This window comes from Pseudomonas sp. R84 (assembly GCF_009834515.1).
Classification (GTDB): Bacteria; Pseudomonadota; Gammaproteobacteria; order Pseudomonadales; family Pseudomonadaceae; genus Aquipseudomonas.
The window spans coordinates 5,127,076-5,152,037 of sequence record NZ_CP019426.1 but is presented as its reverse complement, the minus strand read 5'-3'; the positions used below and the strand labels follow the sequence as shown (position 1 = coordinate 5,152,037).

Genomic DNA, 24,962 nt, shown 5'->3' with positions numbered 1-24,962 from the left:
CTGCATCATTCTGAATACTCGTACATCACCCCAAGCCGTCTACGCTCTTGAAACACCAACAAGAACGAGGGATGCGCTATGGGGTTTTTGCATAAAGTGGCCTGGCTCGGCGTGATGTTACTGGCCGGTTTCGGCCAGGCCAGCGCCGCCACGACCGCCAAGGATGACAGCCAGGCCGCCATCGCCTTGCTGGAAAAAGCCTTGGCCTATTACCACGACAACGGTGACAAGGCGTTCGCCGCGTTCAGCCGCCAGGGCGAGTTCGTCGACAAGGATCGCTATGTGTTCGTGGTCGATACCAAAGGCGTGATGCTCGCCAGCGGCGGGCCTTCCTCGGCTTTGATCGGCCGTGATGTCAGTGAGGTGCTCGGCCCTGATTTGCAGAAAACCTTCAAGGACGCTTTGAAAGTGCCGGAAGGCAATGGCATCCAGCAGGCTGAATACCGTTGGCAGAACTGGTCCGATGGCAAGGTCGAGCGCAAGCATGTGTATTACCAGCGCATCGGCCAGCGGATTCTGGCGGTCGGTTATTACTTGCCGCGAGCCTCGGCGGAGCAGGCCAAGGCATTGCTCGACAAAGCGGCGACTGATCTGGGCAAAGACGAGAAAGCCACACTGACTGCGATCAATTCGCTCAAGGGCGGTTACTTACAGGATGACTTGTACGTGTTTGTGGTCGACCTGAACACCCAGCGTTACGTTGCCCACGGCACCAATCTGCGCTTGATCAACACCGACTTCGGTAAGGTCAAGGATCCGGAAGGCAAACCGGTGGGCGAGCCGATTCTGGCGCTGATCGGCAAGCAGGATGAGGGCGAATATGAATATCGCTGGAAAAACCCGGTGACCGGCAAGGTCGAGGACAAGCATGCTTACCTGAAGAAGGCCGGGCATTTCCTCGTTGCGGTGGGTTACTACAGCCCATGAAGATCAAAAGATCGCAGCCTGCGGCAGCTCCTTGTATGTTGCCCTCACACCAGTCAATTGAGATCTAAGCTCGCTGGTGCGGACATACGAAGATGTGTTTCTGGGGGAGACCGATCGCTCCTAAAGGCAGGACTTGCTCCTGACCTTGTCTGTAGAGAGGTCCCCCCGCCTCATTGCCCACCACGAAGAGTATCGAGAAGCCGACAAGTCGGACTTCGCATTACAAGGTTGCAGTGGCATGAAGTTCGAGGTCAGGGGAACCAGGATGCATTTCTAACCCAGTTCACTCGGAGTTGAAAGCATGAGCATGCATGTCGGTTTGGATGTGGGGTCTCGCACGACCGCCATGGGCTGGCACAACGACGGCCGTTTTGCAGGGGCCTGCAACATCGACCAAACACCCGCCGGGCGCAAAGCAGCGGTCAACAGGTTGCTCGAGCTCAAGCCTTTATCCGTAGTGATGGAGGCCACCGGCATCTATTACCTGGATTTGGCCATGGAGCTCACCGCGGCGGGTTTGCCCGTTTCGGTTATCAACCCGAAGAGCTTTCATAACTTTGCCAAGCTGATGCTGAAAAACAGCAAAACCGATGCGATCGATGCCCAGTTGCTAGCCGAATACGGCGAACGCATGAGCCCAAAATTGTGGACGCCGCCCACGACCATACAGTTGGAACTGCGGGCTATCGGAAGGCATATCAATCGTTTGACGTGTCATCGCACCCGAGCCAAGAACGAGCTGCATGCGCTGAAAGCTACTCAAACAACCGTGAAAATGCTGATTGAAGACGAAGAAGAAGCCATTGAAGCTTTTGACAAGCGAATCGAGCGTTTCAGGCTCGCAGGTCGGGCGCTGATCGACAACTGCCCGACGCTAAGCGCCCAGTTTGGGCACATGATCGCAGCGCCGGGCATGGGCGAAATTTCAGTATTTGCGGCACTGGCTGAATTGACGACCTTGCCAGTGACACTTAAGTCCGCGCAGGTCAGCCGACATGCAGGACTCGATGTGCGGCTTACGCAATCAGGTACCAGCATCGATAAACCTGGGCGGATAAGTAAGGGCGGAAACGCCTACCTACGTTCAGCGATGTACATGCCAGCGCTGACTGCCATACGTTGCGACAGCAACGTGAAAGCCTTTTACGAAGCGTTGATCGGGCGAGGGAAGAGAAAGATGCAGGCTATCGTCGCCGTCATGCGCAAATACCTGACCGGCTTGTGGGCCTGCATGCGAGCCGGCGAAGATTTCAATACGGCCAAGCTTTTTAGCGCAAAAGATCTCGCAAAAGCTTGACCGTGAACAGAGTATCTACAGGGTTATGCATGCGCATGTAGGAGTTGCCGAAGGCTGCGATCTTTTGCGGTTATTTGGCGCCGTGCTCGCGCCCGCGCAGCAGGTTGTTAGGCATCGCAATCGCCGCTGCCAACCCGAGCAACGATACCGCCGCACTCACCCACAACAGATGCCGGAACGTCACCAGCAACTCCGCACGCAAGGCGTTCTGCGCATCACCCGGCGCGGCGTTCAGACCATCCAGCAAGACGTTACCCGAATGACCTTCGCTCATCAGCGAACTGCTGGCCAGATGGGCGAAACTTGAATCCTGCAGCAACGCCAGTAACAGCGCCGACATCAACGCCACGCCCACTGCGCCGCCGAGAGAGCGAAACAGGTTGGTGGTGCTGGTCGCTACACCGATGTCGCGTTGTTCCACCGAATTCTGGGTGCCGACCAACGAGGTTGGAAACTGCATGCCGCTGGAAATACCGCAGAGCAGCATGAACAGACCACTGACCAGCGTCGCCTCGGGCGGGCTGGACGCCATACCGAGAATCGCGATCGGCATCAGCAGAGCGCCGGTCAGAATCTGTGGTTTGTAACGCCCGGTGATCGACGTACGTCGGCCAGCGAAAAATGCACCAATCGGCAGTCCCATCGCCAACGGCAGCAAGTGCAGGGCGGCGCTGTCAGCACCGGCACCGGTGACGGTCTGAAAGCGCAGCGGCATCAGCACAATCAGCGAAATCGCCTGGAAACTGGTGAAGAAAATCGTGCACCAGCACAGCAGGGCGTTGCGGTTGGCGAACAGGTGCATCGGCAGCAATGGCTCACGGGCACGCCGCTCGTGCCAGACAAACAGCGCCAGCACCACCACCGCACAAGCGAACAAACCGAGCACTTCAGCGCTGCGCCACGAATGACCCTGACCAACCTGAGTAATGCCCAGCAGCAGGGCAGTGAGGCCGATGATCATCAACAACGTACCGAGGTAGTCGATGATCGGTTTGCGCTGCGGAATCGGCAGCCCGCGCAGATTGCGTCGCGCCACCCAATACGCGCCAAGTCCCAGCGGCAGGTTGATCAGAAATACCCAGCGCCAAGACAGATATTCGGTCATGTACCCGCCAAGCACCGGACCGGCAACGCTGGCCACGGCGTACATGCTGCTGAAGTAACCCTGATAACGCCCGCGTTCACGCGGCGGCACGATGTCGCCGATGATCGCCTGACTCACCGAAATCATCCCGCCGGCGCCGATGCCCTGAAGGATCCGCGCCAGCACCAGTTGCTCCATGCTTTGTGCCATGCCGCAAAACAGGGAGGCGAGGGTGAACACGCCCATGCCGAACAGCATCAATTTGCGCCGCCCGTACAAGTCGCCGAGCTTGCCGTAGATCGGCACCGCCACGGTCATCGCGACCATGTACCCGGAAATTACCCAGGCCAGCAGGCTTACGTCCTTGAACTGCGCAGAAATGGCCGGCATCGACACGGCGACGATGGTCTGGTCGAGCGCGCCGAGAAAGATCGCCATCATCAGCGCGACCAGCACGCTGCGAATGGCCGGTTTGGGCGTTTCAGGCTGATTGAGATTGGTCACGGGCAAAACCTGCGGGCAGTGAGAGTCCCGCAGATCGTCAGGCGAGCGGGGATGCTCGCCAGTGTAAGTCGGTAGCAGGCTATTCGATAGCCTCGTACGGAAGTCCGACGTAATTTTCTGCAATGGTTTTTCGCCCTGCTTCTGAACTGACAAAGTAGTCCAGTTCCGAAGCGCTGATGCGCTGGCTGAAGTCATCGTGATCATCGAAGCGGTGCAGCATGGAAGTCATCCACCAGGAAAAGCGCTCGGCCTTCCATACTCGGCGCAGGCAGATTTCCGAGTATTTCTCCAGCAGATCGGTGCGATCGTCGCGGTAAACCTTCAGCAGAATATTGAACAGCGTGCTGACGTCACTTGCCGCCAGGTTCAAACCCTTGGCGCCAGTGGGCGGGACGATATGTGCCGCGTCGCCGATCAGAAACATCCGCCCGTACTGCATCGGCTCAACGACAAAACTGCGCAGCGGCGCGATGCTTTTTTCAATCGACGGGCCGGTGACCAGTTTTTCGGCAAGCTCCACTGGCAGGCGTTTTTTCAATTCATCCCAAAAGCGCTGATCGCTCCAGGCATCGACGTTTTCATCCGCCGGCACTTGCAGGTAATAACGTGTGCGGGTGGCCGAGCGCATGCTGCACAAGGCAAAGCCGCGTTCATGACGGGCGTAGACCAACTCCTCATGCACCGGCGGCGTGTCGGCGAGAATTCCCAGCCAGCCAAACGGATAAACCCGCTCGAACACTTTCAGGCTATCGGCCGGAATCGATTGGCGAGCGACGCCGTGGAAACCGTCGCAACCGGCGATGTAATCGCAATCGACGCGAAAGGTTTCGCCGTCCTTTTCGAAGGTGACAAAAGCTTCGTCGCTTTTCATGCCATGAGGAACGACATCGCGTGCCTGGTAAATCGTCAGCGCGCCAGTCTCCCGACGAGCGGCCATCAGGTCACGAGTCACTTCAGTCTGACCGTAGATCATCACCGTCTTGCCGCCAGTCAGCGCGTGCAGATCGATGTGCACCTGACGCCCGTCCAGGGCCAGATCGAAACCGCCATGCACCAGCCCTTCGGCGTCCATGCGCCGACTCACGCCAGCCTGACGCAACAGCTCTACCATGCCTTGTTCAAGCACACCGGCGCGGATACGGCCGAGGACATAATCGGGAGTCTGGCGTTCGAGGATGAGGGTATCGATGCCGGCGTTGTGCAACAACTGGCCGAGGAGCAATCCGGACGGACCGGCGCCAATAATGGCGACTTGGGTTTTCAGCGTTTTCATTGTTTTTATGACTCGCAAGCTTCACGCGGCCAAGACCGGTGAATGATTTTTATGGATCGAGTGCTTGCATTTTTCCCTTGCGGGTCTGTCAATTGAAGGTGAAAACTGAGCCGATACCTGTACATTCTGCCAATCGGTGCGATTATCGCCCACAACCCCGAGGCCTGGATTGAAGTGATGAACAAGCCTGAGCTGCCTTCGATTCCAGTGTTCAAGCTCTACGGTGAAAGCCTGGACTGGCCGACCCCTGACTTGCTGCACTGTGAAACCATTTCCTCCCGCAGTCGCGAACATGAGTGGGAAATCAAACCCCACCGCCATGCTGATTTGTGCCAATTACTCTTCGTCTTCAAAGGTCAGGCAGAGCTTGAGATCGAAGGGCAACGCACGCAACTCCAGACCCCGGCGATTCAGGTGCTGCCACCGTTGTCGGTGCACGGCTTTCGTTTTTCCGAAGACGTCGAAGGGTTCATCGTTACCCTCGCCACACCGCTGATCAACCACTTGCAGGCGCAACTGGGCGATTCGGTACATGCGCTGGCCAGCGCGGAAAACTACCCGGCAGGCAACGACGGCGATTACCTCAACAGCCTTTTTTCGGCGTTGCAGGCTGAATACAACGGTCATCAACCTGCGCGGGAAATGCTCATGCATTCGCTGGTCAGCGTGATCATGGTCTGGGTCAGTCGGCAGGCGATCGTGCGGCACAAAGCCAGTCAGCGGCCGCAACGTCAGCGCGAATACCTCAATGGCTTTATTCAGTTGGTCGAGGAGACTTATCGCCAGCACGTGAAGGTCGAAGACCTGGCCCATCGATTGGGCATTTCGGTGTCGCACCTCAATGGCACCTGCCGTGAGCTGGCCGGGCAACCAGCGTTGCAGATCATGCATGAACGGCAGTTGCTGGAGGCCAAGCGCTTGCTGACCTACACCAGCATGACGATTTACGAGATGTCGGAGTTGTTGGGGTTTTCCGATCCGACCAACTTCACGCGCCTGTTTCGGCGCCGGGTGGGGATATCGCCAAAGGCTTTCCGCGACAGCCTCAAGGCCGAGCAATAACCCTCTAAGCGCTGCGGTCTACTGTGGGAGCGAGCAGGCTCGCTCCCACACAGAATCGCATTCCAGCCCAGATGATTCAGCGCAATGCGTTCAGCGTGGCATTGTGCGGAATGCACCGCTCGAAGTTGCAGCTCGCATACTCGCGCGGCAGCTGTCGCAGCTGTTCGACCCGCCAGGCAGCGGTGCCGTACAGCGCCAGCGTGGCGGCGCAGGTAATGAAAATCGCGAAGTACCTTCTTGTTTTGATGTTCATGGCGTAGACCTCTGAACGACATACCCTGCGGTATTACTTTCAGCATAGGTCAGGTAAGGGCAGCTGCAAGCTTGGAGCGGCAAGCGTCAAGATGAATTACGGTGCAGCTAGCTCGCAGCTTGTGGCTTGACGCTTGACGCTGCTTCATCCCATTCGGGATTTTCGGGAAATCTGAGCACCAGGAAATCCAGCATGCTGCGCAGCGCTGCCGGCATGTGTTTGCGCGAGGCGTACACCGCGTAGATGTTCATTTGTCGTGGTTCGGCATGCGGCAGCAGGCGGACCAGTTCACCGCTGTGAATATGCACACCGGCCTGATAGGTCGGCAGCATCGCCACCCCGGCGCCGGCCAGCGTCGCGCGCAATAATGTGCTGGCCTCGTTGGCGCTGATATTGCCCTGCACCGGTACTGAAACCGGTTCGCCATCCTCCTCGAAATGCCACAGGCTCTTGCCGAAATACGAGTGCGTAAGGCAGTTGTGTCGGCTCAGTTCCTCGACCCGCAACGGCGCCGCTTGCTCCTGCAGATAAGCCGGTGCGGCGCAGACTACCGAACGACAAACTGTCAGGCGTCGGGCGATCAGATTCGGGTCGAGATCGTTACTGGTGCGAATTGCCAAGTCGATGCGCTCATCCACCAGATTCACCGTGCGATCGAGCATTTGCAGATCGATGCTCACACCGGGATAGCGTTTGACGTAAGCGGCCATCGCGTCGGCCAGTTGCGCCTGCCCGAACGAGGTGCTGACGCTGATTCGCAGCAAGCCGCGCGGTGCATCGTGGGGTTCGCTGACCGCCGCCTGCATGTCCGTCGACAGTTCGAGCATCTGCCGACAGCGCGGCAGGATTTCGCTGCCGGCGGCGGTCAGGCTCAATTTGCGCGTGGTGCGGTGCATCAGGCGGGCGCCGACCCAATCCTCCAGCTCCGCCAGATAACGTGAAACCACCGGTCGCGAAAGGTCCAGATGATCAGCCGCAGCCGACTGACTGCCCAGATCCACCACCGTGACAAACACCCGCATTGCTTGGAGACGATCCATTATTTGCCCGCTTTCAGAAACAAACTATGTTCAAGCATCGCATTTTTTGTACTGAGTCAGGCAACTAAGCTCTGTCCCATCGCCAAACACGGCATTCGGACACCGGAGCAACAGATGATCGGCTTCACCACACTCAAACGCTTTCTGCTCGCCACCGCTTCCCTGGGTTTCGCCGCGCATGCAGCGGCGGCCAACCTCACCCTCGACGTCTATAACCCAGGGACAAAGGCGATTTTCCCGGTGACCTCGGTGCTGGTCAGCGGCGAGAAAGACGCGATCCTCGTTGATGCGCAATTCGGCAAATCCCAGGCTGAACAAGTCGTGGAAAAGATCCGCGCCAGCGGCAAGCACCTGACCACCATTTACATCAGCCACGGTGACCCGGATTACTACTTCGGCCTCGACACCCTGACTCAGGCGTTCCCCGACGCCAAGGTGCTGGCTTCGCAACCGACCGTCGATCACATCAACAAAACCTTCGCCGGCAAACTGGCCTTCTGGGGCCCGAAAATGGGCGCTGACGTTCCGGCGAAAACCATCGTGCCGGGTGTGCTCAAGGGCGACAACCTGATGCTCGAAGGGCAGAAATTGCAGGTTGTCGGCCTGGACGGCAAACAACCGGATCGCAGTTTTGTGTGGATTCCGTCGCTCAAGGCCGTGGTCGGTGGTGTGGTTGTCGCCGAGAACATCCATGTGTGGATGGCTGACACCCAGACCGCACAATCTCATGCCGACTGGCTGGAAACCCTGCACTCGATCGAAACCCTCAAGCCGAACACCGTGGTGCCAGGTCACTACTTGGGCGACAGCAGCCGTTCGCTGGCCAGCGTGAAATTCACCGCCGACTACATTAAGGCTTTCGACGCGGAAACCGCCAGGGCCAAAGACTCCACCGCACTGATCGCCGCGATGAAAAAGCGCTACCCGAAGCTCGGCGAAGAAAGCTCGCTGGAGCTGAGCGCGAAAGTCGCCAAGGGCGAAATGCAGTGGTAAGCCGATTTACGAAACCGCAGCACTCTCAAGCCAACTGGAGAATGTCATGAGCAAGATCGCAATCATTGGTGCCACCGGCCGTGCCGGTAGCCAACTGCTGGAAGAAGCCCTGCGTCGCGGCCATAGCGTTACCGCTATCGCCCGCGACACCTCGAAGATCGGCGCCCGTGCTGGTGTGCTCAGCAAGAATGTCGATGTGCTGGATTCGGCTGCGCTGCAAGACGCAGTGGCCGGTCACGATGTGGTGATCACCGCCGCGCATTTCGCCACAGTGCCAGCGGCGGCGATTGTCGGGCCAGTGAAGCAGGCGGGTGTGAAGCGTTTGCTGGTGGTCGGCGGTGCCGGTTCGTTGTTGCTGCCGGACGATACGCGAGTGATCGACAGCGCGGGTTTCCCGGCAGAGTACAAAGCTGAAGCCAGTGCCGGTGCGGCGTTTCTTGAGGCGTTGCGTCAGGAGCAGGATCTGGACTGGACCTTCCTGTCGCCGTCGGCAGAGTTTGTTGAAGGTGAGCGCACGGGTAGTTTCCGTGTCGGCCAGGATCATTTGCTGGTGAGTGCCGAGGGGCGTAGCTGGATTACCTTTGCTGACTACGCGATTGCGCTGATCGACGAAGTGGAAACTCCGAAGCATTCGCGTCAGCGGTTTACTGTCGGGTATTGAGTGAAACCTCGCCCCTCACCCCAGCCCTCTCCCGAAGGAGAGGGAGCCGACCGAGTTGTCTGGCGTTGTACATCGACCTGAGTGATCGAGTCGATTATGGATTCGGTACAGCATTTTCAGGTCGGTGTATTTCTTCAGCAACTCACAATCAGTCCCCTCTCCCTCTGGGAGAGGGTTAGGGTGAGGGAAAAAAGCCTCACCGCCAATGCGCCTGCTCAACCAACCAGATCATCAATTCTTCCAGCTGCGGCGAAGGCTCGGTTCCCGTAGGCACCACCATGTAATACGCCAGCCCCGTCTTCACCTTCAAATCAAACGGCATCACCAGCCGCCCCGCGCGCAAGTCATCACCAATCAACGACCAATCGCCGATCGCCACCCCCGTCCCGTGCGACGCCATCGACATCGCCTGATCCAGCGTTTCGAAATGCTGGCCGCTGCCGATGTTGTTCAGCCGCAGCTCAGCCGCGTTCAGCCACACCGACCAATCCTGAATATCGTGAGTGGGGTGCAGCAGCAGATGCTGTTGCAGATCCGCTGGTGAATTCAACGCAGGCGAACCTTTGAGCAAAGCCGGTGAACAGACCGGCGTCAGTTGCTCATCAAACAGGTGCAAGGCGCCCGGGGAGTTATCCGGTGGCGGGCCGTAGATCACCGCTGCATCAAATTGCTCGCGCTGAAAGTCCACGCCGTGTTGCAGCGAGGCGGTGAGTTTTACCGGCACGTCCGGACGTTCTTTCTGCCATTGCAGCAAGCGCGGCAGCAGCCAGCGCATCACGCAGCTCGGCGCTTTGAGTTGCAGGGTTTCGCGCTGCAGGCCGATTTGCTCGGTGGCTTCGCTGATCAGGCCGAAGACTTTTTCCACACGCGGTAGCCATTCACGTCCTTCGGCGGTCAGCGCCAGACCACGGGCCAGACGGATGAACAGCGGATAACCGAGATGCGCTTCCAGCCCGGCGATCTGCCGGCTCACTGCGCCCTGGGTGATGTGCAACTGCTCGGCGGCGCGGGTGAAGTTGCAGCACTGCGCGGTAATCAGAAACGTGTGCAGAGCGGGCAGGGGAGGCAGGCGTTTCATGGGGATCCAAGGTATGACGTGAGGACATGGCTAGTATGACTTTTAATCGATTGTTGCCGCTACCTGCCGACCGTTCCAATGAAGCCATGAAGGGCTCTTTGTAGGAGTGAGCCTGCTCGCGATAGCGGTGAGTCAGTCACCGCAATGTTGAATGTACAGACGCCATCGCGAGCAGGCTCCCTCCTACAGAAAGGCTCTGTGTCTTCAGCGAACAAGAAGGGCAATCGACATGGCGACGTGTGGCGAAGTACTGGTCAAGTTACTCGAAGGTTACGGGGTCGAGCTGGTGTTCGGCATTCCCGGGGTGCACACCGTGGAGCTGTATCGCGGGCTGGCGCGTTCGAGCATTCGTCACGTCACCCCGCGGCATGAGCAGGGCGCCGGGTTCATGGCCGACGGCTACGCGCGCACCGCTGGCAAACCGGGCGTGTGCTTCATCATCACCGGCCCGGGCATGACCAACATCACCACCGCCATGGGCCAGGCCTACGCCGATTCGATCCCGATGCTGGTGATCTCCAGTGTGCAATCGCGCAGTCAGTTGGGCGGTGGGCGCGGCAAGCTGCATGAATTGCCGAATCAGAGCGCACTGGTCGCAGGTGTTGCGGCGTTCTCGCATACCTTGATGTCCGCCGCCGAATTACCAGTGGTGCTGGCGCGTGCGTTTGCTTTGTTTCAGGCCGGTCGTCCACGTCCGGTGCACATCGAAATACCGTTGGACGTGCTGGTCGAAAACACCGATGAATTGCTCGCCAGTGTGCCGGTCAATATCGACCGCGCCGGCGCTGCGCCAGCGGCCGTCAAACGCATGAGCGAGCTGTTGGCTGAAGCCAAACGTCCGCTGATTCTGGCCGGTGGCGGTGCCATCGACGCAGCGCCCGAGCTGACCAGACTTGCCGAGTTGCTCGACTCTCCGGTGGCGCTGACGATCAATGCCAAAGGCATGCTGCCGGGCAGCCATCCGCTGCTGATCGGTTCGACTCAGACGCTGGTTGCCACCCGCGCGCTGGTGGCTGATGCCGATGTGGTGTTGGCCATCGGCACTGAACTGGCTGAGACCGATTACGACGTCACTTTCGCTGGCGGTTTCGAGATTCCCGGCAAACTGCTGCGCATCGACATCGACGCCGATCAAACCGTGCGCAACTACCCGCCGCATCTGGCGCTGGTGGCCGATGCGCGCAACGCCGCGCAAGCTTTGTTGAACATGCTGTCGCAGCAAAAGCTCGGCGAGCGCAGCAGCGATTGGGGGCAGGCCCGCGCCGGCAAACTGCGCGCCGAACTGGCCGCAAGCTGGGATGCACCGACCCTCGCGCAAACCCGTTTCCTCGACACCGTACTCGATGAGTTGCCCAACGCCGTATTCGTCGGCGACTCGACGCAACCGGTGTACACCGGCAATCTGACGTTCAACCCGGATCATCCGCGTCGCTGGTTCAATGCATCGACCGGTTACGGCACGCTCGGCTACGCCTTGCCGGCAGCGATCGGTGCGTGGCTCGGTGGTCAACTCGACAAAGGTGCGCGCCCTCCGGTGGTGTGCCTGATCGGCGACGGCGGCCTGCAATTCACCCTGCCGGAACTGGCCAGCGCCGTCGAAGCTCGGGTGCCGGTGATCGTCCTGTTGTGGAATAACCAGGGCTACGAAGAGATCAAGAAATACATGCTCAACCGCGCCATCGAGCCGGTCGGCGTGGACATCTACACCCCGGATTTCGTCGCTGTGGCGAAGGGCCTCGGCTGCGCGGCTGAAGCGATCAGCAGCATCGAACAACTGCGCACCGCGTTGCGCAGTGCAAGCGATCGTCAGAGCCCGACCCTGATTGAAATCGACCAGAGCCAATGGATGAAGGCGGTGGCGCAATGAGCAGTTTCCCAACCACACTCGACGGCCTCTACATCAACGGCCAATGGTCGGCCGGCCGCGAACATCTGCGGGTGATCAACCCGGCCACCGAAGCACTGCTGACCACGGTCAATGGCGGTGACGAGCACGCCGTCGACCAAGCCGTTGCGGCCGCCAGCGAAGCCTTCAAGAGCTGGTCGAAAACCAGCGGTGCCGAGCGCGGCGCGATCCTGCGCAACATCGCCAATGGCGTGCGCAATGGTCGCGAGCACTTGATGAAACTGCAGTCGAGCAACAACGGTAAACCGCAGTTCGAAGCGGCTATCGACGTCGATGACGTCATCGCAACCTTCGAGTATTACGCCGAGCTCGCCGAAGGCCTCGACGCGAAACAGGACAGCAACGTGCCGCTACCGAGCGATGATTTCAGCGCACGTCTGCGCCGCGAACCGTGCGGAGTGGTCGGGCTGATCGTGCCGTGGAATTTCCCGATGGTCACTACGGCGTGGAAACTCGCACCAGCGTTGGCGGCGGGTTGTTGCGTGGTGCTCAAACCTTCGGAAGTGACGCCGCTGCCAGAACTGGAACTGGCGGCGATCATCGCTGAGTCGGGTCTGCCAAAAGGCGTGTTCAACCTCGTCTGCGGCACAGGGTTGGCGGTCGGTGCGCCATTGTCGGCGGATCCGCGCATCGCCAAGATTTCCTTTACCGGCAGCAATGCGGTCGGCGTGCAAGTGATGCAGCGTGCGGCGGAAACAGTGAAGGGCGTGAGCCTGGAGTTGGGCGGCAAATCTTCGCTGCTGGTGTTGGCGGATGCCGATCTTGATCTGGCGGTTGAGCTGGCCTGTGGCGGCGCATTTTTCAACGCCGGGCAGATGTGTTCGGCCACCAGTCGTGTGCTGGTGGCTGATGAGCTGGAAGAGGAATTCCTCCGCCGTTTGCACAAGCGTGCACAAGCGATTCGGGTTGCCGATCCGTTTGACCCGAACGTGGAAATGGGCGCGCTGGTTAATCAGGCGCAGTATCAGCGAGTGCTTGGGCACATCGATCGTGGGCTCAGCGCGGGGGCGCGTTTGCTTTGCGGCGGCAACCGTCCGGCGGATCTGCCACGCGGCTATTTCTTGCAGCCAACCGTTTTCACCGACGTGCCGCTGGACAGCGCGCTGTGGTGTGAAGAAATTTTCGGGCCGGTGTTGTGTGTGCGCGGTTTCGCCACTGAAGCGCAGGCGATTGCCTTGGCCAATGACACGCCGTTTGGCTTGGTAGCCAGTGTTGTGACGAGCGATGCCGCTGCGGCGGATCGCGTGGCCAATGCCTTGCAGGCGGGGATGGTTTGGATCAATGCGCCGCAAGTGATTTTCCCGCAGGCGGCGTGGGGCGGGTACAAGCAGAGCAGTATTGGTCGTGAGCTGGGGCCTTGGGGCCTGGCCGCGTTTCAGGAAATCAAACACGTAATCCGGGCGGTGTAAAAGCCGACCCTCACCCCAGCCCTCTCCCGGAGGGAGAGGGGGCCGACCGAGGTGTCTGGCGCTGTCCATCGACCTGAAAAATCCGGTCGATTATGGATTCGTCAAAGCACTTGGAAAGCCGACCCTCACCCCAGCCCTCTCCCAGAGGGAGAGGGGGCCGACCGAAGTGTCTGGCGCTGTCCATCGACCTGAGAGATCGAGTCGATTATGGATTCGGTGAAGCATTTTCAGGTCGGTGTATTTCCTGAATATCCCCCAATCAGTTCCCTCTCCCTCCGGGAGAGGGTTAGGGTGAGGGGCTTCTAACGGTCACACCGAAAGTCGCAACCGCGCCAGATCCCTTAACGGCGGCGCACCAAACAGCCGGCTGTATTCGCGGCTGAATTGCGACGGACTCTCATACCCCACCCGATACCCCGCCGCCGACGCTTCCAGCCCCTCCGCCAACATCAACCGCCGCGCTTCCTGCAAGCGCAACTGCTTCTGATACTGCAGCGGACTCATCGCCGTCATCGCTTTGAAGCGGTGATGCAAGGTCGACACACTCAGATTCACTTCTTTCGCCAGATCATCAATACGCAATGGCTGTTCAAAGTTGCCGTTGAGCCATTTGATCGCCTGGCTGATGCGATGACTCTGGCTGTTGGCAATCGCGATTTCATACAAGCGATGCCCCTGCGGACTGCGCAGCAGGCGATAAAGAATCTCCCGGCGAATCAGCGGCGCGAGCATGGCGATGTCTTTCGGCGCATCGAGCAGACGGGCCAGACGCAACACCGCATCGAGCATGGAGCTGTCGATTTGCTCGACATACAAACCACGCCCGGTTGGCCGGGTTGGTACACCCATGGGACCTGCGTCGGCGATCAGTGCGGTGATTTCTGTCGGGTCGATATCCAGGCGCACGGCGAGGATCGGATCCTCCGGCGATACGTTGACCACGCGCCCACTCAGCGGCATTGAAACCGACACCACCAGATAATTCAGCGGGTCGTAATTGAAGTACTCGTCGGCCAGCCGCACCTCTTTGCGTCCCTGCGCCATGATGCACAGCGCCGGTTGCGCGAGCACCGGGGCAAAGTCGTGGGATTTTGTGTGGCGCGACATGAACAGCGAGCCAATGGCGGTCTCGTAGCTGCCATCGTCAGTGGTGTTGCGGCGGATGATCGCCGCCAGTTCCGCACGCTGTTTTTCCATGTCAGCGCTGGGTTCGGCTTGAAAACGATCGAATGACGTCATGCACGGCATCCTCGGCAGGAGAGGTGGAATGGAGCAGAGCATATGTTTGTGCAAGCGCGAGCGGTAGACACATCCTGCGAAATGCTTGCCTGATTCTGCCCCGGGGTGTCTCCGCGCCTGTCGCGATCCAACCCTGTAGGAGCTGCCGAAGGCTGCGATCTGTTGATCTTTAAAGCAAAATCAAAAGATCGCAGCCTTCGGCAACTCCTACACAAAACGCGTATGACAGACGTGTTGCACAGGTTTACAGGTTGTTACAGGTTCTGCATGCAGTCTCGCAGGATTGTGCAACGCGGCGGCAGGAATCGACTAACGGCGGCGGGCGTGCGGCCCTTAACCTTTGATCCTGTCGCAGCCCGTCCCCCGGCTGCCACGCGACTCCCTGGGAGGGTTGAACATGTCCAAGCAGATTCCCGTCAGTCATATGGCCTTCGTTCGAGCGCGCGCCGGGCGTTCGGCGGAACTCGGTGTACGCCTCAGTGCGTTGATCGAGCCGTCCCGCGCCGCCCCCGGTTGCCTGAGCTTTGCCTTGCAGCATTCGCAGTGTGATCCCGAGTTGTGGCTGGTCTCCGGCTTCTGGAGCAGTCAGCAAATGATGACCAACTATTTCAACAGCCCGTCGATGGAAATCTTCGCCGAGCTGGTGCAGGAACTGGTGGTCAACAGCCTCGACTTCCACACCTTCAAGGACGTGTCGGCGGCACAAGCCCTCGGTCAGTGCCCGGCGCCGGTACACAAACTCGTCGGTTGAGGGTTTAATGTCCGGCTTAATTTGTCTGAGCCGGGATGTGTGACATGGCACGTAAAGAGTTCGAACACTTCGAAGCAGTTTCCGCAGTCGTCCCCGTCGAGTTGGGCGGCAACAAGGGCTATCACGCGGCAATCGCGGTCAAGGCCCTGGTCGATGGCGGCGCACCACGCTTTCACAAACTGCTGAATGATCAGATCTTCCCCGGCGCCATTGCCGCCGATGAAGCGGCGATCAATGAGCTGGATAACCTCAAGGGCGTCACTGAAGACGCCGAGTTGATCTGGTAACGCGTTACTTGTTGGCGCCCGGCCGCCACATCTTGAACAGGGCCTCAGGCCCCAGTTGGAAATAATCGGCCGGCCCGCCGCCGCGCAGAATCGGTTCTGCCGCGGCGGTGTCGTAGATGCCGTCCTTCAACAGCCACTTGGCAATGTGCACGGCGACCACTTCGCCGAGGACCAGCCAGCTCGGCACCGTCTCGCCATCGGCACGCTGCAACTGAATGATCTGGGTGACCTTGCACTCGAAGGACACCGGACTTTCGGCTACGCGCGGCACCGAGATCACCTTTGACGCGACCGTCGTCAATCCTGCCAATTCGAATTCATTGACCTCAGGCGCGACCATCGCGCAGCTCTGGTTCATCTGCTCGGCCAGCGGCCGGGTGGCGAGGTTCCAGACAAATTCGCCGGTCTGCTCGATGTTGTTCAGGCTGTCTTTGCGCCCGACGCTGGAGAAACCAATGATCGGCGGAATGTAGTTGAAGGCGTTGAAGAAGCTGTACGGCGCCAGGTTGAGCTGACCATTGGCATCCTGCGAGGAAATCCAGCCGATCGGGCGCGGACCGACGATAGCGTTGAACGGATCGTGGGGCAGACCGTGGCCGTTGGCGGGTTCGTAGAAGTGGATGTCATCGGGCATGGTGGGTGAATTCCTGAGGCTGCGTTTCGGATGCAGCCATAGTGCAAGGACGCCCCGCATATTTCCAGCCAGACGCAAAACCCCGTGTAGGAGTGAGCCTGCTCGCGATAGCGGTGTGTCAGTTGATAGATGTTTGACTGACCCGCCGCTATCGCGAGCAGGCTCACTCCTACAAGGGTTTGTGTGGAATTCAGAAATCTTCATCCCCCAGAAATGACTAAGCCCGGCCAAGGCCGGGCTGTGGAGGAACTGCGCTGTGTTAGCTGATGGCAGCAGCAGTCCCGGTTTTATCGAAGCCGTCAGCAGCGACCGTTTTACCCAGATTGGTTTTGTCAAAACCATCGGCTGCAACAGCTTTGCCAATATTGGTTTTATCAAAACCGTCAGCAGCGTAAGTGCCGGTGTGGCTGGTTTCGATGGCGGCGCTGGCGCCGTTGATGAAGTCGGCGGATTTGGTTTTGTCCGAACCGTCGGCAGCAAAGGTATTAGCGGCCAGTACGGAAAGGGTCAGGGCGAGGATCAGTTGGGTTTTCATGTCGGTTACTCCAGATTCGTTGGCGGGTGTGTCTTGCATGGGTCTAATGCTACGCCAACTAAATTGATTAAAAAGCGCAAATTAATGCTAAAAACAATCGATTAAATTGATATTAAGGGCAACGCAGAATATTCGCTTTCTTCGTCGGAGCGAGCGTCGCGCAGGTCATCGATCAGGTGATTGCACAATGAACGGGCAGCATTAATTAGCGATTAATCGCTGTGCGGCGTGTGTGAGGGATTTTTCATGCAGGTTTGGATAACGCGTTGACCCAATCGCGAGCAGGCTCGCTCCCACAGGGAAATGCCTTCCAGATGTGGGAGCGAGCCTGCTCGCGAAGAGTCCATCACAGCCACCATTGCAGTGGCTGTGAAAACCCGATCAGTCAGTAACGATGCGCGAATGCTTCTGGGTGTCCTTCATGGTGATATACACCAGCAACGATACGGCGATGCACGCCGTCACGTACCAGTAGTAACCGGTTTCCATGCCGATGCTCTTGAACCACAGCGCGATGTATTCGGCGGTGCCGCCGAAGATCGATACGGTCAGTGCGTACGGCAGGCCGACGCCCAGGGCGCGGATTTCAGTCGGGAACAATTCAGCTTTGACCACCGCGTTGATCGAGGTGTAGCCGCTGACGATGATCAGCGCCGCCATGATCAGGAAGAACGCGCCCCACCAGGTCTGGATGGTGTGCAGGGTCATCAGGATCGGCACGGTGAAGATCGTCCCCAGCACGCCGAAGGCAATCAGGATCGGACGACGACCGATCTTGTCCGACAGGCCGCCGATGATCGGCTGCAGGCACATGAACAGGAACAGCGTGGCGGCAGAAATGGTGGTCGAGTCGGAGATGCTCATGCCGACCGTGTTCACCAGGTATTTCTGCATGTAAGTGGTGTAGGTGTAGAACGCCAGGGTGCCGCCCATGGTCAGGCCGACCACGGTCAGCAGCTCTTTGGGGTGGCGCATCAAGGTGCGCATGGCGCTTTCCTTGGACTTTTCTTTCTTGGTGAACGACTCGGTTTCTTCCATGCCGCGACGCAGGTAAAGCGCCACGACTGCACACAGCGCGCCGATGGCGAACGGAATACGCCAGCCCCACGCGTACAGCTGTTCAGTGGTCAGCACGTTCTGCAGCACGATCAGTACGCCCAGCGCGATGAGCTGGCCGGAGATCAGTGTTACGTACTGGAAGCTGGAGAAGAAGCCGCGACGTTCCTTGGTCGCCATCTCCGAGAGATAGGTCGCCGAGGTGCCATATTCACCACCGACTGACAGGCCTTGCAGCAAACGCGCGAACACCAGCAGGATCGGCGCGCCGATGCCGATGGTTTCGTAGTTCGGGCTGAGGGCGATCAGCAGCGAGCCGAAGCACATCAGGTAGACCGAGGCCATCAAGGCTTTTTTACGGCCGACCTTGTCGGCGTACATGCCCATCAGCCAGCCACCGATCGGACGCATCAGAAAGCCGACGGCGAAAATCGCGGCGGTGTTCATCAGTTGGGCGGTGGTGGAACCGGCAGGGAAGAAGGTTTTCGCGAAGTACAGGGAGAAGGCGGCATACACGTACCAGTCGTACCACTCGACCATGTTGCCGACGGAACCGCTGAAGATCGATTTGATCCGGCTGGCGGTGGTTCTTTCTTTGGCGGGCGCGGCAGCCGACCCAAGTGGCAGGGCGTTGGAGTTATCCATTGAAGGATCCTTCGTTTAATTGTTTTTGTGGAGCGCGTTGGAACGCAGCCTGCGAGGGCTATAGCAGGAGGTGTGCCAACGGGGGGAGGGCCGGTTTAGAGGGGGGGGGCGGGATTGGGTGAGCGGATTTGTGCCGATGGATCTGATTGTGTGAGCGGATTTCCGCTTATTGGAGCTGAGATCAAAAGCCCCTCACCCTAGCCCTCTCCCGGGGGGAGAGGGGACTGACCGCGGTGTTCTTGAGGGTTACGCCGACCTGGAATATCGAGTCGAACTCAGGTTTGAAAAGCATGAAGATCGGCTCCCTTTCCCCCCTCTCCCCCTTGAGGGAGAGGGCTGGGGTGAGGGGGATGGATTCCAGCCACACAGAAAGTCCCAAGCCCGACTCACTCGCTCAGAAACATCTCCCGACTCAACCCATGCCGCTGCAGTTTTTCATTGAACGTGCGGCGCGGCAGTTGCAACTCTTCAAGCACCGCTTTCACATCGCCCTTGTGCCGGGTCAGCGCTGCACGCAAACACTGCGCCTCAAACGCCTCCTGTTGCGCCGCCAGCGATTGCCCCGGATCAATTCCCGGCGCAGGCTCATCCAGCCCCAACACCTGGCGTTCGGCAACGTTGGCCAGTTCGCGCACGTTGCCCGGCCAGTCGTGGCTGAGCAGATGACTCAACTGCGCGCCACTCAAGGGTGGAAAGGTCCGCCCCAAGCGTTCAGCGGCATTGTGGGCGAAGGTTTCGAACAGCAACGGGATGTCTTCGCGGCGATCGCGCAACGGCGGCAAGCGCAGTTCGGCGACGTTCAGGCGATAGGCCAGATCCTCGCGAAAACGCCCGGCCCGAGCCTCGTCGAGCAGATCCGGTTTGGTCGCCGCGACAATCCGCAGATCGACACGAATGCTCTGGTTCGATCCCAGCCGTTCAAGCTTCTGCTCCTGCAATACGCGCAGCAGTTTGACCTGTTGCGCCAGCGGCATGCTTTCGATCTCATCGAGAAACAAGGTGCCGCCATCGGCGTATTCGAGTTTGCCGATGCGCTTGCCCGAAGCTCCGGTAAACGCGCCGCTTTCATGACCGAACAACTCGGCCTCGAACAGTTGCTCAGGAATCGCCGCGCAGTTCAGCGCCACGAACGGCTTGGCCGCGCGCGGGCCGAAATCATGCAGGCAACGTGCAACCAGTTCCTTGCCGCTGCCGGTTTCACCACGGATCAATACGTTGACCGGCAACGCCGCCAGGTCCAGCACTTGCCGACGCAGGGTCTGCAAACCACGCGACACGCCGAGCAATGTCGAATCAAGTTTCGCGCGGTTGTCGGCCTGTTCGTGCAGCGCACGGTTTTCCAGAATCAGACGACGTTTGTCCAGCGCCCGGCGCAAGCTGCCAAGCAGGGTTTCCGGACTGAACGGTTTTTCCAGAAAGTCATAGGCACCGTCGCGCATCGCCTCGACGGCCATCGGTACATCGCCATGACCGGTGAGCAGAATCACCGGCAGATCAGCGTCGCGTTTTTGCACCTCGGCCAATAACGCCAGCCCGCCCATGCCGGGCATACGTACGTCGCTGAGGATCACCCCGGCAAAATGTGCGGGCAGGGCGGCGAGGCAGTCTTCGGCGCGGCTGAACAACTGCACCTCGAACCCCGACAGGCTCAGCCACTGCTCGACGGCGCTGCGAATGCTGCTTTCGTCATCGACCACCATCACCGAATTGAGCATCAGATATGCGCCTCCAGATCGATCGGCAAAGTCAGGCTGAACACCGCGCCACTGTCGCCATTCTCGGCGCTCAGACGACCGCCGGATTCATGCACGATGGCGAAGGATACCGCCAAACCGAGGCCCAGGCCGTCACCCACCGGTTTGGTGGTGAAGAACGGATCGAAGACCTGGCCCAAATGGTCTTCGGCAATGCCACCGCCATTGTCGCTGACGCTCAGGCGCCACAGTTGTTCATCGGCTTCCAGACGGATCTGCAGACGCTTGCAGGGTTTGCCCTGCATCGCATCGAGGGCGTTGCGCAGCAGGTTGATCAGCACCTGTTCGAGACGAATCGCATCACCGCGCACCCACGCCGGACGCGTCAGGTGCAACACCAGACTGACCTGTTCGTCGCGCAGCCGCGCATCGAGCAACTGCAATGATTGATCGACCACCGTCGCCAGATCCAGCCGTTCGCGCAAGCCGCTGGGACTTTTGCGTGCGAAGGTTTTCAGGTGGCCGGTGAGGGCGGCCATGCGCGTGAGCATCTCGTCCACCGGTTTCAGCGCCTTATAGGCATCGTCGACCCGGCCATGGTCGAGCAGCAGGCGCAAGGTCGCCAGTTGCATGCGCTGAGCGGTCAGCGGCTGATTGATTTCATGGGCCAGCGCGGCGGACATTTGGCCGAGCGCGGCGAGTTTGGCCGATTGCACCAGACCGTCCTGCGCGGTACGCAAGTCGCGGGTGCGTTCTTCCACCAATTGTTCAAGCTCTTCGCGGTTACGCTGGCGAATCTTCGACAGGCGCCAGCGCTGGTTGAGAAACAGCAACAGAAACACCAGCGCCAGCCACACCCCGGCGGCGGCCAGTCCGGCGTTGCGCAGATCTTCGAACGCTACTTGCGGATGACGCAGCAGATGCAGGGTCCAGCCTTCGGCGCTCAGGGGCAGTGATTCCCATAGATAATCCGCTGTGCCCTCGGGGCCTTCGACACGGCGCAGATCACTGTTGTCATCGAAGCGACGCAGCGATAAATGAGTCAAGGGCTGCAGCGATTGCTTGTCGTACTGCCGGGTGGCTTTGATCTCATCCATGTCGCGGGCGCTCAACGGCCGTAACGCGCGATAACGCCAGCCGGGCTGATTGGCGATGAAGATGATCCCGCGCGCATCGCTGACCAGCAGCGTGTCATTGCCCTGACTCCACTCGCGTTCCAGCTCGGGGAATTCCAGCTTGACCACCATCGCGCCGAGGAACTCGTCGTTATCGCCAAGTACCGCGCTGGAGAGGAAGTAGCCGGGAATCCCGCTGGTCACGCCCACCGCATAAAAACGCCCGGTGCCTTGGGTGCGGGTCTGACTGAAGTAGGGGCGGAAACCGTAATTGTGGCCGACGTAACTGCTCGGCAAGCGCCAGTTGCTCGCCGCCACGGCCAGACCGGTGTGATCGAGCAGTTCAAGAGTCGAGGATTGCGCCGCGCCGTTGATCTTTTCCAGCTTGAGATTCAGCGCCGCCTGTTCGTCGGCATCGACCGGCCCAGCCAGCGCCGAACGCAATTGCGGGTCCAGCGCCAGTACGGCGGGCAGGGCGCGGTAGCGGTCGATCAGGGTGTGCAGGGAGTTGGCGTACAACGCCAGTTGCTGGTTGGCGCGTGCGGCGTCTTCTTCCAGCGCCTGACGTTCGGCGTGGCGGATAGCAAGCGTGGCGGCAAGCGCCGCGCCGGCGATGATCAGCAGGGTATACAACGACAGACGCAGGGTACGGGAAGTCGGCAGCATGCTGGGCGAAGGGTCGGCAGGACGGGCGGGCACGATAGCATGGGCCGGGATTGTCTCCCATGAATGCGTGCCACCCTGAAAAAACCGGCGACGGGCGCTCGAGCTGACGTTACGCGTACGTCTCATTTTTGGCTTGTGTAAACGACTCGCTCCTGCTGCGCCGATATGAGCTGGATCTGCGCGCACTTGTCGCTCCTGTGGCACCAGGAGGCACGAAGGTACCCTCCGAATCGAGAACAAGCACCACTGGGGATCCCGCGCTGGCGACCGGATTGCCCCCCGTATCTTCCGCTACTTTCCTTACCTCAGTGATTGACTCAAACGGATCCATCCCTTCTCTCATCAGTTTCAATACACGGCGTTGTAGCTCGGGGGAGAGTGAATCAAACTGACTATAGAATGTTGTCTGAATACGGTCCGGATAGGCTTCGAGGGTGTCGGCGAAGTTTTTGATGCTGTCGATCAGGGCTTTGCCACCTTTGATAAAATCCTCTGCGCCTTCCGCCAGGTTTGAAACCGTCTGGCCTAGTGTATTCAAGCCATCTTTGAGTTCCTGCGTGTGCAGCGTCTCCGCCAGCTTCAAACCCTTCTTGAAAAAGTGGTAGCGAAGTACCGGGAAAACGATTGCACCCGCAATCGTTCCTGCGACTGAACCTATGACGTTGCCAATGCCCGGTACTGCGGTGCCAATAAAGCCGCCAATGACCATACCTTTCCCGGCGCCATAAAAGACTGATTTGATGCCGTGCCTGGATTTGATGAATTCGCCAAACGTCATACGTTCGCGAAGTTCTTCGATGTTCGCGCCCTCCGGGACCAAACCATCGAATTCGGTGGTTAAATTGTGCAACTGTTCTGTCGCTGTTTTTGCGCTATTGAATATACCGACGGCTTGTTTGATCAAGTCGAAAACAACTTTTGAAGTCCCCGTCTGGTCGACATGGAGCACTGGGTTGTTGCCGACAAAACCATAGAGATTCAACCCGTCCACATCTCCCGCCGGATCCGCACTGATCCAGCGCTGTAGCCACGGTGCGTAATATCTGGCGCCGTAGTAATACAGCCCACTGATATCCATCTCCTTGCCCGAATAACGGATGAATCTGTAACTCACCTCTACTTCGTTGCGACAAGCCATCCACGCCGTTTCGCCGAAGGGGTAATAGCCTTCCTGGCTGATCACTTGTGCCTGTTGATCGAGTTCCATGACACAGGAACCAAGGTGGTCTTCGAGGCTGTAACGCAGTTGATCGTTGTCGATGCCTTCGGGTTTTTTCGCCACCCAATGCAGGCAGTGCGCGTTGCCGATATTGATAACGTGCAGTTCTTCGCCGTTATCCCGCGTACGGATTTCCAGACCTGGCAGGTAGCGCACCTGCTGGAAATGTTCGGTGCTGGCGGTGAAGGTTTCGTAGTGTTTGAGGACACGCGTGCCTTGACTGTAGTCGTAGTGCTCGGCATCACTGCGCTCGTTTGCGCGCGCTATCAGGGTCACTTTTTGCACTTCGTTGCGGGCGTTCCAGGTGATCGGTTGTCCCGGTTGCACCGCTTGCTGATTGCCGTGTCGATCAAACAGGTCATCGAACACCGGTTCTGCATCACCCGGTTTCCAGCGCACTCCGCGATTGCTGTTCGGGTCGATGCGCATCTGCCGAGTGCAATTGTTGCCAGCGCGCACGTGGCGAAGTTCGATCAGGTTGCCACCACGGTCGTACTTATACGTCCGGGTGTAGTTGAGGCGATTGTTCGGGTCGCCCGGTTGCGGCAGGCCGGGTATGTCGGAGGGCGGGGCGTCGTCGTAACCCGTGGCACTGGTCACGCGGGAAAGCGAGTCGTAAATGAAATCGCGATGGCCGTCGATGAACTGGTTGGCGAAATATCGTGGCTGGAAGACGTGGTCTTCGATGCGGGTGATATTGCCGACGCGGTCGTAAAAGTATTCGAAGTCTTGCAGTACATCGCCGCCGCTCTTGCGGCTGGACTGGGTGTGCAGGCGACCGTCCGCCGGGTCATAGCTCCATTGGCTGAGGACCTTGTTGCCGGCCAGTTGCTCGGTGATCTGCTCGGCCGCGTTGTACTGCGCGTCCAGTATCACCGGTTGCCAATCGGTCTTGCCGTTGATCAGCAACTGCGTGTGTTTGAGTTGCCCGGCGAGACCATAGCGCGACTGTTGCCGATGGCCGCCGGCATCGGTCTGCTCCAGCAGCGCGCCCAATGGGCTGAAAACCTGATGACGGGTGAACGCTGCGTCATCGTGGAAGGTGCGCGTCTCTTGCCGCGGCTGGCCGGTGAGGGCGAAGCTGTCGGCGCGCAGCGAACCCGAGCGGTCCTGCTGTTCCAGCAACTGGCCGCGCTGGTTGTGCCCGGCATCGGCCGAGGCATCGGCGTAGGTGAACACATCGACATCGGCCTCGGCGTTTTCCTCGACGGCCACGATGTGCAATTGCTCATCGAAGCGCGTACGCCAATGGCTGCCACGTTCATCCCAGCGCTGTAAAGGTTCACCGGCCAGGCCTGGCAGAGTGAGGCGCCAGCCAGCGTCGACGCTGTCGATTTTCAGTGCCTCGCCGGCGAAGTTGTAGATCCTGCTCAGATTGGGGCAGGACGTAATATCGAACAGCCGTGGATCGCATTGTTCTACCAAGTGTCCGGCAGGGTTGTGGCGGTGGCGGGTGATTAGTGGCTCAACTTCTCCATCCCACGTTGCACGTAGATATGCGATATGTCTGACCGCGACTAACCGAGGATCCTTGGCCTGCACGGTAGGTGTACGGAAATGCGTTGATCTATTCATGGAGAGGGCGCTCGCCATTCATCCAGCCGCGAAACCACAAATTAAAAAGTGTCGAACAG

General features: G+C 59.2%; 21 protein-coding genes. 9 read left to right on the top strand and 12 right to left on the bottom strand.

What is annotated here, in order from left to right; genetic code table 11:
- The first annotated feature begins 78 nt into the window (after positions 1–78).
- Together PspR84_RS22765 and PspR84_RS22760 are read left to right on the top strand one after the other, a co-directional pair.
- Complete coding sequence (locus PspR84_RS22765) at positions 79–927, top strand: cache domain-containing protein (protein ID WP_160059218.1); 849 nt, start codon at positions 79–81, stop codon at positions 925–927.
- Positions 928–1,228: 301 nt separating this feature from the next.
- Positions 1,229–2,224: an IS110 family transposase gene (locus PspR84_RS22760; RefSeq protein ID WP_160059217.1), complete on the top strand. Its 996-nt coding sequence runs from the start codon at positions 1,229–1,231 to the stop codon at positions 2,222–2,224.
- 70 nt (positions 2,225–2,294) lie between these two features.
- On the opposite strand, the gene PspR84_RS22755 is transcribed toward PspR84_RS22760, so the two are convergent.
- Entirely contained in the window at positions 2,295–3,812 is a 1,518-nt protein-coding gene (locus tag PspR84_RS22755) for an MDR family MFS transporter (RefSeq protein ID WP_160059216.1), read from the bottom strand.
- Positions 3,813–3,891: 79 nt separating this feature from the next.
- Positions 3,892–5,085 carry a 4-hydroxybenzoate 3-monooxygenase gene (pobA, locus tag PspR84_RS22750; RefSeq protein ID WP_160059215.1) on the bottom strand — a complete coding sequence of 398 codons (1,194 nt, stop codon included), beginning with the start codon at positions 5,083–5,085 and terminating at the stop codon, positions 3,892–3,894.
- 177 nt (positions 5,086–5,262) lie between these two features.
- Between pobA and PspR84_RS22745 the strand changes: the two genes are divergently transcribed.
- Positions 5,263–6,147 (top strand): helix-turn-helix domain-containing protein, encoded by an 885-nt coding sequence (locus PspR84_RS22745; protein WP_160059214.1) that lies wholly within the window; start codon positions 5,263–5,265, stop codon positions 6,145–6,147.
- Between the two features lie 76 nt (positions 6,148–6,223).
- Here the strand turns inward: PspR84_RS22745 and PspR84_RS29515 are convergent, their stop codons facing one another.
- Both PspR84_RS29515 and PspR84_RS22740 read right to left on the bottom strand, forming a co-directional pair.
- Positions 6,224–6,400, bottom strand: coding sequence for a hypothetical protein (locus PspR84_RS29515; protein ID WP_008085463.1), 177 nt, complete (start codon positions 6,398–6,400; stop codon positions 6,224–6,226).
- Positions 6,401–6,507: 107 nt separating this feature from the next.
- Positions 6,508–7,440 (bottom strand): LysR family transcriptional regulator, encoded by a 933-nt coding sequence (locus tag PspR84_RS22740; RefSeq protein ID WP_160059213.1) that lies wholly within the window; start codon positions 7,438–7,440, stop codon positions 6,508–6,510.
- 114 nt (positions 7,441–7,554) lie between these two features.
- Between PspR84_RS22740 and PspR84_RS22735 the strand changes: the two genes are divergently transcribed.
- The gene (locus PspR84_RS22735) at positions 7,555–8,433 is read left to right on the top strand and encodes an MBL fold metallo-hydrolase (protein WP_160059212.1); all 879 of its coding nucleotides are present in this window, start codon (positions 7,555–7,557) and stop codon (positions 8,431–8,433) included.
- 46 nt (positions 8,434–8,479) lie between these two features.
- Positions 8,480–9,094, top strand: a complete 615-nt coding sequence (locus PspR84_RS22730; RefSeq protein ID WP_160059211.1) for an NAD(P)-dependent oxidoreductase — start codon at positions 8,480–8,482, stop codon at positions 9,092–9,094.
- 196 nt (positions 9,095–9,290) lie between these two features.
- On the opposite strand, the gene PspR84_RS22725 is transcribed toward PspR84_RS22730, so the two are convergent.
- Positions 9,291–10,172, bottom strand: a complete 882-nt coding sequence (locus tag PspR84_RS22725) for a LysR substrate-binding domain-containing protein (RefSeq protein WP_160059210.1) — start codon at positions 10,170–10,172, stop codon at positions 9,291–9,293.
- A gap of 229 nt (positions 10,173–10,401) precedes the next feature.
- On the opposite strand from PspR84_RS22725, the gene PspR84_RS22720 reads away from it, so the two are divergent.
- Positions 10,402–12,039, top strand: a complete 1,638-nt coding sequence (locus PspR84_RS22720) for a 5-guanidino-2-oxopentanoate decarboxylase (protein WP_160059209.1) — start codon at positions 10,402–10,404, stop codon at positions 12,037–12,039.
- Positions 12,036–13,487, top strand: coding sequence for an aldehyde dehydrogenase family protein (locus PspR84_RS22715; protein WP_160059208.1), 1,452 nt, complete (start codon positions 12,036–12,038; stop codon positions 13,485–13,487). The genes PspR84_RS22720 and PspR84_RS22715 overlap by 4 nt, the downstream gene beginning before the upstream one ends.
- 309 nt (positions 13,488–13,796) lie before the next feature.
- Here PspR84_RS22715 and PspR84_RS22710 read toward each other — a convergent pair whose 3' ends face one another.
- Positions 13,797–14,726 (bottom strand): AraC family transcriptional regulator, encoded by a 930-nt coding sequence (locus PspR84_RS22710; protein ID WP_102901084.1) that lies wholly within the window; start codon positions 14,724–14,726, stop codon positions 13,797–13,799.
- 397 nt (positions 14,727–15,123) lie between these two features.
- Here PspR84_RS22710 and PspR84_RS22705 point away from each other — a divergent pair, with 397 nt between their 5' ends.
- Together PspR84_RS22705 and PspR84_RS22700 are read left to right on the top strand one after the other, a co-directional pair.
- On the top strand, positions 15,124–15,477 hold the full coding sequence (locus tag PspR84_RS22705) for an antibiotic biosynthesis monooxygenase family protein (RefSeq protein WP_093430529.1): 354 nt from the start codon (positions 15,124–15,126) through the stop codon (positions 15,475–15,477).
- Positions 15,478–15,521: 44 nt separating this feature from the next.
- Entirely contained in the window at positions 15,522–15,764 is a 243-nt protein-coding gene (locus PspR84_RS22700; RefSeq protein ID WP_095048247.1) for a hypothetical protein, read from the top strand.
- A gap of 4 nt (positions 15,765–15,768) precedes the next feature.
- Here PspR84_RS22700 and PspR84_RS22695 read toward each other — a convergent pair whose 3' ends face one another.
- The 6 genes from PspR84_RS22695 to PspR84_RS22670 all read right to left on the bottom strand — a co-directional run bounded on the left by PspR84_RS22695 (position 15,769) and on the right by PspR84_RS22670 (position 24,921).
- Positions 15,769–16,398, bottom strand: a complete 630-nt coding sequence (locus tag PspR84_RS22695; protein WP_116030009.1) for a flavin reductase family protein — start codon at positions 16,396–16,398, stop codon at positions 15,769–15,771.
- A gap of 259 nt (positions 16,399–16,657) precedes the next feature.
- Complete coding sequence (locus PspR84_RS22690; RefSeq protein WP_122598823.1) at positions 16,658–16,933, bottom strand: hypothetical protein; 276 nt, start codon at positions 16,931–16,933, stop codon at positions 16,658–16,660.
- A 381-nt stretch (positions 16,934–17,314) separates the two neighbouring features.
- Positions 17,315–18,634, bottom strand: coding sequence for an MFS transporter (locus tag PspR84_RS22685; RefSeq protein WP_093430526.1), 1,320 nt, complete (start codon positions 18,632–18,634; stop codon positions 17,315–17,317).
- Between the two features lie 386 nt (positions 18,635–19,020).
- Positions 19,021–20,349 (bottom strand): sigma-54 dependent transcriptional regulator, encoded by a 1,329-nt coding sequence (locus tag PspR84_RS22680; protein ID WP_160059207.1) that lies wholly within the window; start codon positions 20,347–20,349, stop codon positions 19,021–19,023.
- On the bottom strand, positions 20,349–22,109 hold the full coding sequence (locus PspR84_RS22675; RefSeq protein ID WP_160060133.1) for an ATP-binding protein: 1,761 nt from the start codon (positions 22,107–22,109) through the stop codon (positions 20,349–20,351). The genes PspR84_RS22680 and PspR84_RS22675 overlap by 1 nt, the downstream gene beginning before the upstream one ends.
- 109 nt (positions 22,110–22,218) lie before the next feature.
- Positions 22,219–24,921, bottom strand: a complete 2,703-nt coding sequence (locus tag PspR84_RS22670) for an RHS repeat-associated core domain-containing protein (protein ID WP_238785161.1) — start codon at positions 24,919–24,921, stop codon at positions 22,219–22,221.
- Positions 24,922–24,962 lie beyond the last annotated feature (41 nt).

Bases quoted from the DNA above. Each gene is read 5' to 3' on its own strand.
- PspR84_RS22675 (WP_160060133.1), bottom strand. From the start codon at position 22,109: ATGCTGCCGACTTCCCGTACCCTGCGTCTGTCGTTGTATACCCTGCTG.
- PspR84_RS22745 (WP_160059214.1), top strand. From the start codon at position 5,263: ATGAACAAGCCTGAGCTGCCTTCGATTCCAGTGTTCAAGCTCTACGGT.
- PspR84_RS22680 (WP_160059207.1), bottom strand. From the start codon at position 20,349: ATGCTCAATTCGGTGATGGTGGTCGATGACGAAAGCAGCATTCGCAGC.
- PspR84_RS22740 (WP_160059213.1), bottom strand. From the start codon at position 7,440: ATGGATCGTCTCCAAGCAATGCGGGTGTTTGTCACGGTGGTGGATCTG.
- PspR84_RS22765 (WP_160059218.1), top strand. From the start codon at position 79: ATGGGGTTTTTGCATAAAGTGGCCTGGCTCGGCGTGATGTTACTGGCC.
- PspR84_RS22725 (WP_160059210.1), bottom strand. From the start codon at position 10,172: ATGAAACGCCTGCCTCCCCTGCCCGCTCTGCACACGTTTCTGATTACC.
- pobA (WP_160059215.1), bottom strand. From the start codon at position 5,085: ATGAAAACGCTGAAAACCCAAGTCGCCATTATTGGCGCCGGTCCGTCC.
- PspR84_RS22710 (WP_102901084.1), bottom strand. From the start codon at position 14,726: ATGACGTCATTCGATCGTTTTCAAGCCGAACCCAGCGCTGACATGGAA.
- PspR84_RS22720 (WP_160059209.1), top strand. From the start codon at position 10,402: ATGGCGACGTGTGGCGAAGTACTGGTCAAGTTACTCGAAGGTTACGGG.
- PspR84_RS29515 (WP_008085463.1), bottom strand. From the start codon at position 6,400: ATGAACATCAAAACAAGAAGGTACTTCGCGATTTTCATTACCTGCGCC.
- PspR84_RS22735 (WP_160059212.1), top strand. From the start codon at position 7,555: ATGATCGGCTTCACCACACTCAAACGCTTTCTGCTCGCCACCGCTTCC.
- PspR84_RS22700 (WP_095048247.1), top strand. From the start codon at position 15,522: ATGGCACGTAAAGAGTTCGAACACTTCGAAGCAGTTTCCGCAGTCGTC.
- PspR84_RS22705 (WP_093430529.1), top strand. From the start codon at position 15,124: ATGTCCAAGCAGATTCCCGTCAGTCATATGGCCTTCGTTCGAGCGCGC.
- PspR84_RS22760 (WP_160059217.1), top strand. From the start codon at position 1,229: ATGAGCATGCATGTCGGTTTGGATGTGGGGTCTCGCACGACCGCCATG.
- PspR84_RS22670 (WP_238785161.1), bottom strand. From the start codon at position 24,921: ATGGCGAGCGCCCTCTCCATGAATAGATCAACGCATTTCCGTACACCT.
- PspR84_RS22730 (WP_160059211.1), top strand. From the start codon at position 8,480: ATGAGCAAGATCGCAATCATTGGTGCCACCGGCCGTGCCGGTAGCCAA.
- PspR84_RS22690 (WP_122598823.1), bottom strand. From the start codon at position 16,933: ATGAAAACCCAACTGATCCTCGCCCTGACCCTTTCCGTACTGGCCGCT.
- PspR84_RS22695 (WP_116030009.1), bottom strand. From the start codon at position 16,398: ATGCCCGATGACATCCACTTCTACGAACCCGCCAACGGCCACGGTCTG.
- PspR84_RS22715 (WP_160059208.1), top strand. From the start codon at position 12,036: ATGAGCAGTTTCCCAACCACACTCGACGGCCTCTACATCAACGGCCAA.
- PspR84_RS22685 (WP_093430526.1), bottom strand. From the start codon at position 18,634: ATGGATAACTCCAACGCCCTGCCACTTGGGTCGGCTGCCGCGCCCGCC.